Source organism: Streptomyces sp. NPDC059477 (genome assembly GCF_042749375.1).
Taxonomy (GTDB): domain Bacteria; phylum Actinomycetota; class Actinomycetes; order Streptomycetales; family Streptomycetaceae; genus Streptomyces.
The window spans coordinates 1-16,322 of record NZ_JBHYUG010000075.1 but is presented as its reverse complement, the minus strand read 5'-3'; the positions used below and the strand labels follow the sequence as shown (position 1 = coordinate 16,322).

General features: G+C 73.9%; 9 protein-coding genes. 6 read left to right on the top strand and 3 right to left on the bottom strand.

Translation table 11 applies throughout. The features are described 5' to 3' along the window. Positions 1-460 precede the first annotated feature (460 nt). The gene (locus ACFXAZ_RS29230; protein ID WP_384597263.1) at positions 461-2,560 is read left to right on the top strand and encodes an asparagine synthase-related protein; all 2,100 of its coding nucleotides are present in this window, start codon (positions 461-463) and stop codon (positions 2,558-2,560) included. Between the two features lie 75 nt (positions 2,561-2,635). Further along, complete coding sequence (locus ACFXAZ_RS29225) at positions 2,636-6,184, top strand: BTAD domain-containing putative transcriptional regulator (protein ID WP_384597261.1); 3,549 nt, start codon at positions 2,636-2,638, stop codon at positions 6,182-6,184. Here the strand turns inward: ACFXAZ_RS29225 and ACFXAZ_RS29220 are convergent. After that, entirely contained in the window at positions 6,171-7,871 is a 1,701-nt protein-coding gene (locus tag ACFXAZ_RS29220) for a sigma-70 family RNA polymerase sigma factor (protein WP_384597259.1), read from the bottom strand. The genes ACFXAZ_RS29225 and ACFXAZ_RS29220 overlap by 14 nt on opposite strands. Between ACFXAZ_RS29220 and ACFXAZ_RS29215 the strand changes: the two genes are divergently transcribed. Then, positions 7,824-8,444, top strand: a complete 621-nt coding sequence (locus ACFXAZ_RS29215; protein WP_384597257.1) for a hypothetical protein — start codon at positions 7,824-7,826, stop codon at positions 8,442-8,444. The two genes, ACFXAZ_RS29220 and ACFXAZ_RS29215, sit on opposite strands and share 48 nt — an antisense overlap. A 522-nt stretch (positions 8,445-8,966) precedes the next feature. On the opposite strand, the gene ACFXAZ_RS29210 is transcribed toward ACFXAZ_RS29215, so the two are convergent. After that, the gene (locus tag ACFXAZ_RS29210; RefSeq protein ID WP_384597254.1) at positions 8,967-9,836 is read right to left on the bottom strand and encodes a TetR/AcrR family transcriptional regulator; all 870 of its coding nucleotides are present in this window, start codon (positions 9,834-9,836) and stop codon (positions 8,967-8,969) included. 401 nt (positions 9,837-10,237) lie between these two features. Here ACFXAZ_RS29210 and ACFXAZ_RS29205 point away from each other — a divergent pair, with 401 nt between their 5' ends. After that, complete coding sequence (locus tag ACFXAZ_RS29205) at positions 10,238-11,617, top strand: NAD(P)/FAD-dependent oxidoreductase (protein WP_384597252.1); 1,380 nt, start codon at positions 10,238-10,240, stop codon at positions 11,615-11,617. Positions 11,618-11,937: 320 nt separating this feature from the next. Beyond that, a complete protein-coding gene (locus ACFXAZ_RS29200) occupies positions 11,938-13,830 on the top strand; it encodes a SpoIIE family protein phosphatase (RefSeq protein WP_384597250.1) in 1,893 nt (630 codons plus the stop codon). A gap of 122 nt (positions 13,831-13,952) precedes the next feature. Here ACFXAZ_RS29200 and ACFXAZ_RS29195 read toward each other — a convergent pair whose 3' ends face one another. Next, positions 13,953-15,206, bottom strand: coding sequence for an MFS transporter (locus ACFXAZ_RS29195; RefSeq protein WP_384597296.1), 1,254 nt, complete (start codon positions 15,204-15,206; stop codon positions 13,953-13,955). A gap of 166 nt (positions 15,207-15,372) precedes the next feature. Between ACFXAZ_RS29195 and ACFXAZ_RS29190 the strand changes: the two genes are divergently transcribed. Then, a complete protein-coding gene (locus ACFXAZ_RS29190) occupies positions 15,373-15,933 on the top strand; it encodes a MarR family winged helix-turn-helix transcriptional regulator (protein ID WP_384597248.1) in 561 nt (186 codons plus the stop codon). Positions 15,934-16,322 lie beyond the last annotated feature (389 nt).

Here is a 16,322-nt window from a genome sequence, read left to right as displayed (position 1 = left end):
GGGGGGGCGCGCCCCGAGCACCGGCCCCTGGGGGGGGGGGTCCCCCCCCGATTGACCCCGCGGGGCGGCCCTCCGGGCCGGGGGGGCGCACCGCGCCCCCCCGGACCGCGCACCGCCGGGCGGTGCGCAGAGCATCGACGGAGCGTGTCCAAAGCCGTTCCGTCGTTCTGCTCGCGGCCTCGAATTGGCCGAAAATCGACCCTGCCCCGCTCTGTCGATCACCCCTCCCACCATACGAATTGACGGCGCGTTGGGTGCTTTGGGGGCGTGGCATGGGGGCGCATTCGAGTCGCGATGACCAGGTCCCGCCCGTGTGTTCGGTCGGATAACGCCCCGCGCGCGAGCGTATGTTCCGCTGCCCGCAAGCGGCTCCGCCGCCCCGCCACTTCGCGTTCTTCGTGGCAGCATGGGGAACCGGTTCATGCGGTGCACTGGTTGTCCACAGCCTGTGGAGGCGTCGATGCGGTGGTTGGTGGGATGGAGCAGTACCGCCGCGTCCGCCATCGGCAGCGGCACCGCCGGGGCGACCGGCCCCGACGGAGAGACCCTGCACCCGGTGGGCTCGCAGCTCCTGTGGGGCGACCCCGATCCGCTCTGGGCGGTCGGTGACTGGCGCCCCGACGAGGTCCGGGTGGTCTCCGTCGACCCGCAGACCCGGGTCGCCGTCCTCGGCACCTGCGCGGCCGGCGACGAGGAGCTGCGCGTCGCCCTGTTCGCCGCGCGCGGCGGCGCGCTGCGCCATCTGACCGCCTGGCCCGGCAGCTACACGGCCGTCGTCCAGTCCGGCCGCCGGATCACCGTCTGCGGCGATCTCGCGGGCGCCCGCCCGGTCTTCCACACCCCCTGGGCGGGCGGCACCGCCTACGCCACCGCCGCCCTGCCGCTCGCCGACCTCGTCGAGGCCAACCTCGACTTCGGTCATCTCGCCGCCCTGCTCGCCGCCCCCGACGTCCCGGCCGCCCTGCACGACTCCACGCCGTACGACGGCGTACGGCGCGTTCCGCCGGGACACGCGCTGATCCTGCGCGCCGGGGCCCGCGAGATCGCCGGATACGAGCCCGTGGCCTCCCTCGCGGTCGCGGCCCCGCCCGCCGACCCCGAGCGCGCCGTGGACGCCGTACGGGACGCCCTGGTGGACGCCGTACGCGCCCGGCTGTCGGCGCCCCGGCACGTCCCCGGCGCGGGCATCGACCCCGGCCCGGTGCCCGGCATGGGGCCCACCGAACGGCGCGCCTCGCGCGGGATGCCGGTCCCCGGGATCGGCGCCGACCTCTCCGGTGGCCCCGCCTCCGCCACCCTCGCCCTGCTCGCCGCCGGACTGCCCGGCATGCCGGGCACGGTCCTGGGACACGGCACGGGCGCGGGCGAGCGGCTGCTGGCGGTCACCTTCAACGACCTGGCCGTCGCCGGCCGCGAGGCCGAGGTGCAGCGGGCCGGCGAACTGGCCGCCAACCCGCGCCTGCACCACGTGGTGGTCGCGGGCGGCGAGGAGACCCTCCCCTACGCCGACCTGGACGGCCCGCTCACCGACGAACCCGGCACCAGCCTGGTGTCCGCCGCCCGGCACCGCGCCCGCCTCGGAGCCGGCAGCGCCGACCACTTCACCGGCTACGGCGCCCGCCAGGTCCTCGACGCCCACCCGGCCCGGCTCGCCGACCTCCTGCTGGACCGCAAACGCCGCCACCTGCTCCGCCCGGTCGCCGCCCTCGCCAAGGCGGAGGGCTCGGTCCTGGTCCCCCCGCGCGTGTACGGCGCGGCCCGGCGGCTGGCCCGCACCCCCTACCGCACCGGGGTCAACGGCCTCGCCGACCTCCTCATGGACCGCCGCTTCGACGAGCCCGGCGGCGCGGTCGGCGCCTCCCTCGCCGCCCTCACCTGGGCGAGACCCGGCCCGGCGGCCCGCTGGCTGACCGGGGAAGCACTGGCTGAAGTATCGGTTCGCCTGCACAGCGAACCCGGCCGCTCCGGCGTCCAGGGCCCCGGCCAGCGCCCCGGCGACTTCCGCGCGCGTGCCGCCCTCGCCCGCCACGCCGCCGACCTGCGCATCCTGGAACAGGCCGCCGAGATCCGCTTCCAGCGCCTGCACACCCCCTTCCTCGACAACCAGGTCGTCCGCGCCTGCCGCGCCCTCCCCGAGGCCCTGCGCGTCCAGCCGGGCGCACGCGCCGCGATCCTGCGTACGGTCCTCAAGGGCGCCGGCGTCGGCGACCTCCCGCCCGGCTGGGGCGCCCCCTCCGGCGCGCCCGCCGCCGCTGCCGCCCGCACCGGCCTGCGCGTCTCCGTCGACCACCTGATCGAGCTGTTCGAAACGCCGCTCTTGGCCGAGGCGGGCCTGGTGGAGGCCCGGGTCGTTCGCAAGGCCCTGCGGGAGGCCGCCCAGGGCGAACCCGTCCCCGTCGACGGCCTCGCCGACCTCGTCTCCCTCGAACTGTGGCTCCGCCGCCTCCTGGCCCGCCGGGGCACCTGCTGGACCGGAACCCCGGCCCGCGCGCGTGCCGTACCGGCGGGGATCACGCCCCAGCGGGGGGCGCTGGGCGCCGGGGTCGTGCGCAGGGGGTAGGCCGGACCGGGCCCCGGCGCCGCCGCGCTTCCCCTGGGGCGGCCCCACCGACCGCCTCCCGGGGACAATGGGCCGGTGCGGTACGGAATCCTCGGTGTCACCGAGGCGTGGGACGAACAGGGCGTCGCCCTGGCGCTCGGCGGTGCGCGGGTGCGGGCGCTGCTCGCCGCGCTCGCGGTGCGTACCGGACGGGCCGTCGCCCCCGCGGCGCTGATCGACGGGATCTGGACGGACGAGCCCCCGCGGGATCCGCCGGCCGCCCTTCAGGCGCTGGTCGGCCGTCTGCGCCGGGCCGTCGGCAAGGACGCCGTGGTCAGCGAGCCGGGCGGCTACCGTCTGACGGCGGCCGAGGACGACGTGGACCTCTTCGTCTTCGAGGGGCTGACCCGCCGGGGCATCGCCGCGCTGCACGCGGGCGACGCCTCGGCCGCCGCCCGCGATCTGGCCGCCGCGCTCGCCCTGTGGCGCGGCCCCGCCCTCGCCGACCTCCCCGACCGCACCGCCGCCGCCCGCCCCGAGACGCTGCGCCTGGCCGCGACCCGCGCCCGTATCGCCGCCGACCTGGCCCGGGGCCGCGCCCAGGACGTCGTACCGGAACTGTCCGAGCTGACGGCCGTGCACCCGTACGACGAGACCCTGCACGCCCACCTCGTCCGGGCCCTGCGGGACAGCGGCCGGGGCGCCGACGCGCTCGCCGCCTACGAACGGGCCCGCCGCACCCTCGCCGACGGCCTCGGCACCGACCCCGGCCCGGAACTACGCTCCCTGCACGCCGAACTGCTCGACCCGGACGCCGGGTCACCACGGGATGCCGGGGCGCTACGGGATGCCGGGGCAGTACCGGATGCCGGGCTCCGGCGGGACGCCCGGTTCTGGGAGACCGCCTCGCTCCGGCCGTCCAGCACCCCTTCCCATCCGGCGACCCCGCCCCGTCCGGAAACCCCGCCCCATCCGGCGTACACGCACCAACCGCCCCCGCCCCAGCCGGAGACCCCACCCCCACCCCCCGAACAGCCCGCCCGCACCGGCAACATCCGTCCCCGACTTAACTCTTTCGTGGGCCGGGAACTCGAACTCGACGCGCTTCGTTCCGAATTGCACAGGGCACGACTGGTCACGCTCACCGGACCAGGAGGCTCTGGCAAGACCCGTCTCGCCGAGGAAGCCGCCGCCGGGCTCCCGCAGGCGTGGCTCGTCGAGCTGGCCCCGCTCGACAGGCCGGAGGCGGTGCCAGGCGCGGTGGTCGACGCGCTCGGTCTGCGCGAGACCCTGCTCATGACCAACGACCTGGCGGCCCCGCAGGACGACCCGGTCGCCCTGCTGATCGAGCACTGCGCCCCGCGCGGACAGCTCCTGATCCTTGACAACTGCGAACATGTCATCGGCGCGGCGGCCGGCCTCGCCGAAACCCTCCTCACCCACTGCCCGGGGCTCACGATCCTCGCCACCAGCCGTGAACCCCTGGGCGTCCCCGGCGAGTCCGTGCGCCCGGTCGAACCCCTGCGGCCCGACCAGGCACACCGGCTGTTCGCGGAGCGCGCGTCGGCGGTCCGCCCCGACCCCGACACCGTGCTCCGCGACCGGGCGGCGGTCGAGGAGATCTGCCGCCGCCTGGACGGACTGCCGCTGGCCATCGAGCTGGCGGCGGCCCGGCTCAGGATGCTTACCCCGCGCCAGATCGCCGACCGGCTCGACGACCGCTTCCGCCTGCTCACCGCGGGCAGCCGCACCGCCCTGCCCCGCCAGCAGACCCTGCGCGCGGTCGTCGACTGGTCGTGGGACCTGCTGGACGAGCCGGAGCGGGAGACGCTGCGCGAGATCTCCGTCTTCGCGGGCGGCTGGGACCTCGGCGCCGCGGAAGCCGTCTGCGGCGGCGACCGGACCGCGCAGCTGCTGGGCGCCCTGGTCGACAAGTCCCTGGTGGCCGCCGCCCCGTACGAGCGCGACGGCGGCGGCAGCATGCGCTACCGCATGCTGGAGACCATCCAGGAGTACGCGGCCGAGCGCGCCGCCGAGACCCCCGCGCGCCGCGCCGACACCGAGGCCCGGCACCTCGCGTGGGCCCGCGCCCTCGCCCGCGAGGCCGACCCGCTGCTGCGCTCCGCCGGACAACTCCCCTGGATCGCCCGCCTGGAGACCGAGCTGGACAACATCCGCGCGGCGCTCCAGCGCGCGATCACCACCGGCAAGGAGGCCGAGGCCGGTGACCTCGCCCTCGCCATGGGCTGGTTCTGGTGGCTGCGCAACTACCGCCAGGAGGGCGTGCGCTGGATCGAGAGCGTGCTGCGGCTCGCGGCGACCGACGCCCCGGCCGAGGACGGCGAGCCCGCCCCGTTCGACCTCATCGGCATCTACCTCGCAGCCGCCGCCGAGGCGGCACCCCACCCCCACCAGGCCCTCCGTACCCACCTGCGGATGCTGCACCTCTTCCTGGGGTCCGACACCGAGCCGATGGACGGGCTCGCGGACCCCAGGTCCGAGGAGTACGTCGACCGGCTGCGCGCTCGCTACGAGCGGGGCGGTCCGGAGGCGGCCCGGATGCCGGGACTGCTGTGGCCGCTGACCGCCTTCCACCGCCGGGACAGGATCGACCCGCTGCCGGTCCTGGAGGCGGCGATCGGCAACTGCCGCCGGTTCGGCGGTGACTGGGAGCTGGCGGCCACCCTGATGTTCCGGGTGCATCTCCTGGTCGACGCGCTGGGCGGCATGGAGGGCGTGGACGACGACCTGGCCGAGCTGCGCGGGCTCGGCCGCCGGTCGGGCGACCGCTGGCTGCGGGCCCAGGTGTGCAGCGCGGCGGGCGAGGCGGCGATGCCGGCCGGCCGCTTCGAGGAGGCCCGCGGGGAGTACGAGGAGGCGCTGCGGCTCGCCTACGAGGTGCGGGCGTTCGCCGAGACGCCGTTCCTGATGGTCCGCCTCGCGGAGATCGCGTACCGCACGGGCGACCGCTCCGCGGCCGTGGCCCGGCTGGAGGAGGCGGACCGGGCCGCGCAGGGGTACGGCGTCCCGGACGCGCGGGCCTATGTGGCGCTGATGCGGGCGCAGATCGCGCTGGACGCCGGGGACATCAGGGAGGCGCGCGCCTGGTGCGAGGCGAGCCGCCGACAGGGCGCCCTCGGCACCCCGCCGCCGCATTTCACCGCCGCGCTGGGCTGGCTGACCGCGCTGGTCACGGCCGCGGAGTCCGGCCCCGCGCGGGGACTGCCGCTGCTGGCCGAGGCGCTGGACAGGGCCAGGGCGGCGGGCTGCGCGGAGTCGATGCTGGCCGGGCTGGTGAACGGCGCGGCCGAACTGTCCGCACGGCTCGGCGACTTCCCGCGAGCGGCCCGGCTGCTGGCCGCCGCCGACCGCCTCCTCGACGGCCGGTCCGGCCCCCTGCCCCAGTGCGCCGAGACCGACCGCACCGACGCAGCCGCCCGCGAGGCCCTCGGCCCGGACCGCCACACGGCCGAGCGCGCCCGGGGCGCGAAGCTCACCATCGAGGACGTCTTGCACGACCTGAACGGCCCGGATGACCCCGATGGCCTGGACGGTTTGGACGGCTTGGACGACTGGCACGCCCCGGCCACCGCCACCCCGGCCACCCCACCCGCCGACCCCTCGTCGCCCCCTACACGCAGGTGAAACGCGACTCCGCCCAGTCCACCGGCAGCAGGCGGTCGAAGGGGCTGTGCGGTTCGACGACCAGCCGTACGGTGTCGTGGCCGGTCAGGTTCACATGCACCGGGACCGCCGGATCGCCGCCCTCGATTGGGCCGGACTTCCACAGCCGGGTGCCGTCGCCGCCGTAGACGGAGAAGGAGACCTTGCCGAGGGTGAGCGTCATGTCGTCGACGCCGGCATGGGCGTCGTAGGCGCTGCACCGGTGATTGAGGTCGATGGTGACGGAGGAGTCGCCGTGGACCGTGACGCCGTGGGCGTAGGTCCGGCCGCCGATGGACAGCCCCTGCCGCTGCCACACCCAGCTGCTCTCCGCGATCCGCATCTCGGGTTTGCTGCCGTCGCCCGTGATGTCGTACGCCAGCTCGCTCCACCGGTAGACGACCGGCGCCGGGGGAGACGGCGGGGGCGTCGGGGTCGGGGTGGGAGTGGGACTCGGGGGCGGTGTCGGGGCGGGCGTGGGCGTGGGTGTCGGGGTCGGGGTGGGGGTCGGAGTGGTCACAGGGGAGGGGGAGGGGGAGGGGGTCGGCGTCGGGGTGGGTTTCGGGGTGGGGGTGGGTCGCGCCACCGGGACGGCCGCAGGCGGCGGGGGCGGTGCGGGCGAGGTGCGGGCCGGGGTCGGGGCCGGTGCCGGGCGTTCCGGCAGGGCGGCCGGGGCCGAGGCCGACGGTCTGGCCTGGGGTTTCGGGGGTGTGCTGTCGTCGCCGACCAGCGCGAGCGCCACCGCGGCGGCGGCCACCGCGACCACACCGGCCGCGATCCCCGCCTTCACCGGCGCGCTCACCCCCTCGACGGCCGCACCCCCGTTCGCCGCGGCGGCGGCACCGGCCCCGCCCGCCGCGCCCGCACCGGCCCCTCCGGCGATGAGCCCGACCGCCTTGGCGTACCCGGCGGCACCGAACCAGCCGATGACGGCCAGCGGCACGACCCCCGGGATACCGCCGGCGACCTCCTCGATCTGGCTGGCGGCCAGCCGGCACTTGGCGCACTCCTCCAGATGCTTGCGCAGACCGCGTTCGGCACGCGTACGGAGCTTGCGACGGGCGTAGGTGCCGAGCTGGTCGGCATAGCGGGCGCACGCCTCGTCATCGACCAGGGTCGCGCTGACATGCGCTTGCAGATACGCCTGCTTCAGTCCCTCGCGCGCCCGGCTGGCCAGCACCCGGGTGCCGTTGGCGTCCAGCCCGAAGAGCGTGGCGACCTCGCTGGGCGACTCGTCCTCGACCTCGGTGTGCCACAGCACGGCCTGCCAGCGCTCCGGCAGCGAGCGGAACGCCCGCATGGCCATCGACTGCTCGGCCACATGCATCGCCCGGACATCCGCGCCGAGATCCAGGTTGTCGCCGTCGGACACCTCCGAGGCACGCGCGGCCTGCGCCGCGAACACCGCGAAGTCGTCGACCAGTTGCTCGCGCCGGGCGGAGTTGGTCCAGTGCGCGGCGACCCGGCGGACACTGGTGAGCAGATAGGCGCGTACGGCGTACTCCGGCCCGGAGCCGCCGCGCACCGCCTGGAGCATCCGGGCGAACACCTCGGCGGTGAGATCGTCGGCGGTGTGCCCGTCCCGGCAGCAGGTACGGGCATAGCGGCGCACGGCGTCGGCATGGCGCCGGTACAGCTCCTCGTACGCCGTGTCGTCGCCGGACCGCATCCGCGCGATCAGCTCACCGTCGGCGGGCGGCATCTCCCGGGGCGGCGGCAGCACCCCGCCGGCCCGCCACGCCCGCTGCGGCGGCACGCTCCCCTCGCCGTCCTGCCCGGCGAGATCGCCCTCGCCCGGCCCTCCGCCCTGCGCCGGTACGGCACCGCCGCCGCCCGGCTCACCGCCCCGTCCCAGAAACGTCCCTGCGCCGGATGCACCGAGCGACGCGCCACCCCGATCACCGACCCGGTCACCACCCTGCGGAGGAACCTGGGCCCCATCCGCACGCCCGACGGACCCACCGCCCGCACCGCCCGGCCCCGGAAACCCCCACCTGTCCTCGACAGGCTCCCCGCCCTGCTCGGGAACCCCCCTGCCGCCCTCGACGGACTCCCCACCTTGCGCCGGAAACCCCACTACGCCTTCGGCTCCACCCCCACCGGCCGCCCCCGCGTCCGCCGCGCCGCCCCTGCCGCTCCCCTTGCCCCCGTCGGCCCCGCCGAGCCCCCCGGCCCGACCCCCCTGGCTGGGAACCTGCGGAGTCGTCTCGCCTCCGGTGCCCGCGTCGCCGTCACCGAGTGACTCGTCGCGCCCGTCAACGCTCATCGCGCAAAGCCCCCGCCGCCTGCCCAACCAGTCCCGAACACCGGGTCAGCGTGCCACACCGACTTTTCGTCAGTAACCCGCGGTTGGCTCCATCCACTCGTCCGAGGGGACTTGCCGGGGCGACCGTATGGACAGTCACCCGTTCGGGGAAAGCTCAACGGGTGCCGCCCGCAAGCGAGTTGACGAGCATGCCGGAATTGCCCGAAAACGTGGTAGGGGTACAGGCGTACAGGCATCCGCACCCCCAGAACCGCCAACGCTCACCTCATCGAGTCACCCGGACCGGCAGCGACCCCGATCCGGCCGGTCCCGAGCGACCCCAAGCGGTACCAAGCCCCCAGGACCGCCGCGAAGTCGCCTCAAAGCCACCCCGGACCAGTCCTGATCAAGCCACCTGGCGTCAAGGGTCCAACGCCCACGCGGCCGATCAAGCAACCCGACGCAGAGGCCGGGCCCGCCCCCAACCGACCAGGACCGGACCCGACCAGGCCTTCGGCGTCAAACCGGCCGAGACCGCAACCCCTCCAGCAAAATATCCAGCAGCCGCGCCGACGCCGCCGCCTGCTGGGCCGCGTCCGGCAAGGACGGCGCCGCCGTGGCGATCACCAGCAGGACATCGGAGACGGACACGTCGGGCCGGAGCTGGCCCGCCGCGCGCGCCCGGTCGACCAGCTGCCCCACGACATCGAGCAGCGCCGCCGCACCGGCATCGTCCACGACGGACACCGAAGCCGCCGACGCCACCGAAGCCGCCGAAGGCACCGACGCCACCGGCGTCAATGAACTCACCGAAGCCACCGACGCCACCGAATGCACCGCCGCCTCCTCCGACACCAACCGCAGTTCCCCGGCCCCCGGCTGCACCCGCTGCGCCGGAACCCGCGCCCCGTCGGCCCCACCGTCCTCGGCGACGCCGACCCGCAGCACCTGCGGCGGCAGCAGCCGCCCGGCGCCGGAGGCGACCGAGGTGCGCAGGAAACGGGACAGCGCCGACCACGGCTCGTCCTCCTGCCCGAGCGCCGCGCGGGCCTGGTCGGTGAGCCGGGAGGTCTCCTCCTCGGCTATCCGCCGGACCAGGACGTCCTTGCTCGGGAACCGCCGGTAGACGGTGCCGACACCGACCCGGGCACGCCGGGCCACGTCCTCCATCGGCGCGCCGTACCCCAGCTCGCCGAAGACCTCGCGCGCGGCCCGCAGCACGTGCTCCAGATTGCGCTGTGCGTCCACCCGTAGCGGGGTGCTGCGCGGCTCGTCACCGCGCCCGCCGCCCGCCATCGGGCCCGGCGGGCCCAGCGGCCCGGCCGTGCCCACCGGTCCGGTCGGTGCGATCGCCGACGCGGATGACCAATGAGAGTCCTGAACATGCATACGATTTCCCCCGGTAAACGACGTCTCCCCCCGGAGACGCTCCCCGCCATTGGATACCGGAGCGCGGCGAACGAACCCTAACTTCGGCCCATGTGGCGAGATCCTGACGGACCCCGCACCTCCCGGACCCGAGAGCGCATCCCCCTACACCCCGTCGGGACACGAACATAGTTGAGCGGGAGTCAATACAGAAGGGGCAGGTTCCGCACGGAGCGCCCCCCGATCGGAGTACGAGCCGCAAAAGTCCCGGTTACGCCCGCTTCCCCCACCCGGCACCCCCCGGCTGACCTGCGCACCTGTCCGCCCACCGGGGCAATCCGGCCAAGCCGGGACAGGTCCGGCCTCCGGTCACACAAATTGCCGGGGCTGTGGACAAACGGCGGTGCCCGGTGCGTCATGGGGTGGTGAAGGAACGTGCGCGCATTCTCGTTGTCGGCGGTGGCTACGTCGGGATGTACACGGCCCTGCGCCTCCAGCGGCGGCTGAAACCCGAACTCAAGCGGGGCGAAGTCGAGATCACCGTGGTCACCCCCGACCCGTACATGACGTACCAGCCGTTCCTCCCCGAGGCCGCGGCCGGATCGATCTCGCCACGCCATGTCGTCGTCCCGCTGCGCCGCGTGCTGTCCGGCTGCCGGCTCGTCGTCGGCGAGATCGCCGCCATCGACCACACCAAACGCACCGCCACCCTCACCACCCTCGCCAGCGAGGAGGAGGGCACCGGCCCGCGCAGACTGCCGTACGACGAACTGGTCCTCGCCCCCGGCTCCGTCTCCCGCACCCTGCCCATCCCGGGCCTCGCCGAGCACGGCATCGGATTCAAGACCGTCGAAGAGGCCATCGGCCTGCGCAACCACGTCATCGAGCAGATGGACATCGCCTCCTCCACCCGCGACCCCGCGATCCGCGACGCCGCCCTGACCTTCGTCTTCGTCGGCGGCGGCTACGCGGGCGTCGAGGCGCTCGGCGAGCTGGAGGACATGGCCCGCTACACCGCGCGGTACTACCACAACGTCAAGCCCGAGGACATGAAGTGGGTCCTGGTGGAGGCGTCCGACCGGATCCTGCCCGAGGTCGGCCCCGACATGGGCCGCTACACCGTCGCCGAACTGCGCCGCCGCAACATCCAGGTCCTCCTGGAGACCCGCCTGGAGTCCTGCGCCGACCGGGTCGCCGTACTCAGCGACGGACAGCGCTTCCCGACCCGTACGGTCGTCTGGACCGCCGGCGTCAAACCGCACCCCCTGCTCGCCGCCACCGACCTCCCGCTCACCGACCGCGGGCGGCTGCGCTGCACCGCCGAACTGGCGATCGAGGGCACCGCACACGCCTGGGCCGCGGGCGACGCCGCCGCCGTCCCCGACCTCAGCGCCGCCGAACCCGGCACCCTGTGCGCCCCGAACGCCCAGCACGCCGTGCGCCAGGCCCGGGTCCTCGGCGACAACATCGTGCACAGCCTGCGCGGCGAACCCCTGGACACCTACGCCCACTCGTACGCCGGTTCGGTGGCCTCCCTCGGCCTGCACAAGGGCGTCGCCCAGGTCTACGGCCGCAGGCTCAAGGGCTGGCCCGCCTGGTTCATGCACCGCACCTACCACCTCAGCCGGGTGCCGACCTTCAACCGCAAGGCCCGCGTCCTCGCCGAATGGACCCTTTCCGGCCTCTTCAAACGGGAGATCGTCTCCCTCGGTTCACTCGAACATCCCCGAGCGGAGTTCGAACTCGCGGCCGGTGGAAAGGCTACGGACGACCCCGGCGACGACCCGAAGGGGTCGAACTGACCGGTCCGCGGAACTTCGGGCCGCATCCCGGCGTCTGACGGATGTCGACCGGTCGGCCACACTGCCAGACTGGTCCCCCCTGGACCGGTCCCCCAGACCGGGTCCACCCGGCCGCTCGACGGCCCCGGGCGGGCCGCCATCCCGCCCGACCCGCCACCAGACACCCCGCCTGACACCCACGAGGCTGTCCCCCAAGTGCTGTATTCCCCGGAGGCCGAGACACGGTGCGGCTACCGCCACGCCGGGCACCCGCTGCCCACCACCGGGATTCCGGGCCGGAACCGGAGCCGGCCGACGACGACTACACGAGGCAAGGATTCGTGAACTTCACGCGCTGGAGCGCCCGGCTCCCCGGAACACCGCGCCGCGCCGCAGCGCGCCGCGAAACCGCCGCACCCCCGGACCGCCCAGCGGACGGCCGCAAAGGCCACAAGGGCCGAGACAGCAGGGAGGGCAGGGAAGGAAGGGAGGGCCGGGAAACCAGAGAGGCCCGCGAAGGCCGAGACGGCCGCGATGGCCGAGACGCCTGGGACCCCCGAGAGGCCCAGGACAGCCACGACGCGAGTAACGCCAGGGACACCCGCGACCGCCGGGAAGGCTCCGTACCCGCAGCCCGCGCGGAACACCTCACGGACGACCCGAGGACCACCACCCCCGCCCCTTCCTCCCCCTCGACCACCCCCACCCCCCTCACCACCCCCACCCTCCCCTCCGTCGACGACCTCCCGGTACGTGACGTCCTGGACCGAGTCCCCGCCCTCGTCGCCCTGGTCCACGGCCCCGACCACCGCCTCGGCTACGTCAACGACGCCTACGTCACCGCCTTCGGCACCCGCGCCCTCGGCCACCCGGCCGGCGACGCCCTCCCCGAGCTGCGCGACCTGGGCCTGCTGCCCCTCCTCGACCAGGTCCTGCGCAGCAAAAAGCCCCGTACGGTCAAGTCCCGCAAGGCCTCCGACGGCCGCAGCTACACCTTCTGCTGCACTCCGGTACGGCACGGCGAGGGCGGTGACGAGGGCGTTCTGGTCTTCGCCACCGACGTCACCGACCACGCCGAGGCCGCCGAACGCCTGCGCGCCAGCGAACGCACCCAGCGCGAGACCGCCGTCACCCTCCAGCGCTCCCTCCTCCCCCAGGAACTCGAACAACCCGACGACCTGCGCATCGCCGCCACCTACCACCCCGGCGGCACCGAGGCCGCGGTCGGCGGCGACTGGTACGACGTCATCACCCTCGGCGGCGGACGCACCGCCCTCGTCATCGGCGACGTCATGGGCCGAGGCGTCCGCGCGGCAGCGATCATGGGCCAATTGCGTACGGCGGTCAGGGCGTACGCCCGCCTGGACCTCCCACCCCACGAAGTCCTGCAACTCCTGGACGGCCTGGCGACGGAGATCGACGCCAACCAGATCGCCACCTGCGTCTACGCCATCCACGACCCCAACGAGGGCCGACTGGTGTACGCCTCGGCGGGCCATCTGCCGATCCTGGTCAGGGACGAGTCCGGCGCGGTCCTGCGCACCGACGAACCCACCGGCCCGCCCCTGGGCACCGGCGGCTGGATGTACGCGTCCGGGACCATCCCCCTCGGCCCCGGCTCGACCGCCGTCCTCTACACCGACGGCCTGGTCGAACGCCGGGACGCCGACCTGGACGAGGGCATCGCGTCGCTGGAGCGCGCCCTGGCCGGCGCCACCGGCACCCCGCAGGTCATCTGCGACCGCCTGGTCCGCTCGGCGGGCGTCACCGCAGACCACGACGATGACGTGGCCGTCCTGGTCCTCCAGCACCCCGCCCGCACCGGCCCCGACGGCGAACTCTTCCGCAACGCCGCGCTGGAACTGCTCGGCGGCGTCGAGGCCGCCCCGCGCGCCAGAGCCTTCGCCTCCGGCGTCCTGAGCAGCTGGCGCTTCCCGGCCGACCTGCACGACGCGGGCGTCCTGGCGGCCAGCGAACTGGTCGCGAACTCCCTGCAACACGGCACCCCACCCATGCGCCTGCGGCTCCGCCGCACCGACCGCCGCCTGATCGTCGAGGTCACCGACGGCGACGACCACCTCCCACGCCGCCGCCGCGCGGAACCCGGCGACGAGTCCGGCCGCGGCATCGCCATCGTCGCGACGATCGCCACGAACTGGGGCAGCCGGAAGACGCCGGGCGGCGGCAAGGCGGTGTGGTGCGAGTTCGCTCTGCCGCTGGGCAACGCGGGGTAGGTGGGGGTGGGTTCCTCTCTCGTCGCCGGGTGCGGGTGAGTGGGGGCTGGTCGCGCCCACGCGGCGGAGCCGCATATCAAGCACAGCCCCGCGCCCCCAAAGGGGCGTATCCCGGCCCGGTACTACACCTTCGCCGGGACCGGCTCCACAGCCGCGACCCGCCTTACGACCTGGCTGCGGGCCAGCCACGGCTGGTCCTGCACCGGCGTGAGGCTCCGCCCCATGCGCAGCGCCAGCACACTGATCCCCAGCGAGAACACCAGGAACGTCACGACGTACGGCCCGTGCAGCGAGGCACCCATGGGCCCACCGATCGCCGGTCCCAGCGCCAGCGCGAGCTGCTTGACCAGCGCAAAAGCGGAGTTGTACTGCCCGGCCAGCCCCTCCGGCGCCAGATCGGCCACCAGCGGGGCGACCGTCGGCGACAGCATCGCCTCACCGAGCCCGAACAGCGCGTACGTCGAGACGAACGCCGCGGTCGCCATCGCCTGGCTCCCGCTGCCCAGCCCCGCGTACGCCGCCGCGATCCAGGCCACGGCCCAGATCAGCCCGACCGCCGCGATCACCCGCGACCGCCGCCGCCGCTCCACGAACCGCAGCACCACGAACTGCGCGACGACGATCACCGCCGTGTTGGCGGCGAGCGCGGTCCCCAGCGCGGACGTGGAGATCCCGGCCGCCTCGACCCCGTACGCGGCCAGCCCCGACTCGAACTGCCCGTAGCACGCGAAGAACAGCACGAAGCCCAGGACGGACAGCTGCACCATCGCCCGGTTCCCGAGCAACTGCTTCCAGCCGCTCCCGGCCGACACCGCCGCCGGCACCCGCACCGCCCGCGGCATCCGCACGGTCCCCAGCACCGCGACCAGCACCAGGAACATCGCCGCCTCGATCGAGAACAGCAGCGTGAACGACGACACGCGCGTGGCATCGACCAGATGCCCGCCGATGAGCCCACCGACGCCCAGCCCCAGATTCTGGAGGAAGAACTGCGTCGCGAACGCCCGCGACCGTGTCTCCGCCGACGACACATCCACGATCATCGTGGCCAGCGCCGGCTGCATCACGGCCTGCCCCGCCCCGAGCGCGGCGGCCGACAGCAGCACGGTGACCGCGCTCGCGGCGAGCCCCAGACTCAGCGCCCCCACCGACGCCGTGACCAGAGCCACGAGCAGCACCGGCAGCGGCCCCCGCCGGACGATGGCCCGCCCGGCGAACGGCAGTACGACGAGTGCGGCCACGGCGAAGACGGCGAGCACCATGCCCGCCGTCGCGGCACCGAGCCCCCGCACCTGCGCCACATAGACATACAGATAGGGGACGGTGAAGCCGAGCCCGAACGCGCTGAGCGCGTTCCCCACGTGGATCCGGCGCATCGCCGCGCCCATCACCCTGGTCACGTTCACCTCTCTCAGGAAGTCGATGAGTGGTAGTTGAAGATCCTCGGTACTGAGAACCAAAGACTTCGAAGATAAATTTCAAAGCTAAAAGATACACGTCGAAGGACTTCAAGGCCAAGCCGTGCCATGCGATACTTCGGCCATGGGCGACACCCGCGACGACACCCCCGGCGACCACGAACCGACCCTCGACGAGCAGATCGCCGCCTACCAGCGCGAGTTCCAGGACCTCGACCCCCAGGTCGAGAAGATCGTCTCGGCGCTGTCCCGGCTGAACCGCCGGATGAACGTCGCGTACGGCCGCCAGACCGCCGCCCTCGGCATCAGCAACACCGACTGGGAGGTCCTCAAGGCCCTGGTCCTCTCCGGCGCCCCCTACCAACTGGGCCCGAGCGATCTCGCCAAGCGCCTCGGCCTCACCCCGGCCGCGATGACCCACCGGATCGACCGCATGGTCACCGAGGGCCTGGTCACCCGCGAACGCGACGAGTCCAACCGGGTCCGCGTCATCGTCGAGCTGACACCCGAGGGCCGTGGGAAGTGGCTGGCGGTCATGCGGCTCGCCTCGGTCTTCGAGGAGGAGCTCCTCCAGGACCTCACCCACACCGAGCGAACCGCCCTCGGCGATGTCCTCACGCGGCTACTGCGCCGCGTGGAACACGCCCAGCCGGACGCCGGCGGGCGCCTCAGCGACCTGGACTGATGCCCCGGATAAAAGATCTTGACAGGAGACGCTTGACAGCCCCCTGCCAGATCCGTAATGTTCTCCGGGTTGCCGCAGAGCCGTAACGGTTCTTCGACAGCACCTCCCGCCGCGAGAGCGGCAAACCAAACCATCAGCGCGACCTCCCGGCCGGGTTGATTTCGGCATGCCCGAATTCAATTCGATTGAGGACTCGGCGGCCCGATTGGGAATCGCCGAGAGAATCCGCTAAGGTTTGAAACGTCGGAACGGCCGCAGGGCCGGGAAGACAAACCCCGCTGACTGGGGGTCAGGTCGAGAAAAGGATCTGATAGAGTCGGAGACACCGAAGGGAAGCCCGGAGGAAAGCCCGAGAGGGTGAGTACAAAGGAAGCGTCCGTTCCTTGAGA

Coding starts and splice junctions, on each gene's coding strand:
- ACFXAZ_RS29230 (WP_384597263.1), top strand. CDS start 461: ATGCGGTGGTTGGTGGGATGGAGCAGTACCGCCGCGTCCGCCATCGGC.
- ACFXAZ_RS29195 (WP_384597296.1), bottom strand. CDS start 15,206: ATGCGCCGGATCCACGTGGGGAACGCGCTCAGCGCGTTCGGGCTCGGC.
- ACFXAZ_RS29190 (WP_384597248.1), top strand. CDS start 15,373: ATGGGCGACACCCGCGACGACACCCCCGGCGACCACGAACCGACCCTC.
- ACFXAZ_RS29210 (WP_384597254.1), bottom strand. CDS start 9,836: ATGCATGTTCAGGACTCTCATTGGTCATCCGCGTCGGCGATCGCACCG.
- ACFXAZ_RS29215 (WP_384597257.1), top strand. CDS start 7,824: ATGGCGCCGGTACAGCTCCTCGTACGCCGTGTCGTCGCCGGACCGCAT.
- ACFXAZ_RS29220 (WP_384597259.1), bottom strand. CDS start 7,871: ATGCGGTCCGGCGACGACACGGCGTACGAGGAGCTGTACCGGCGCCAT.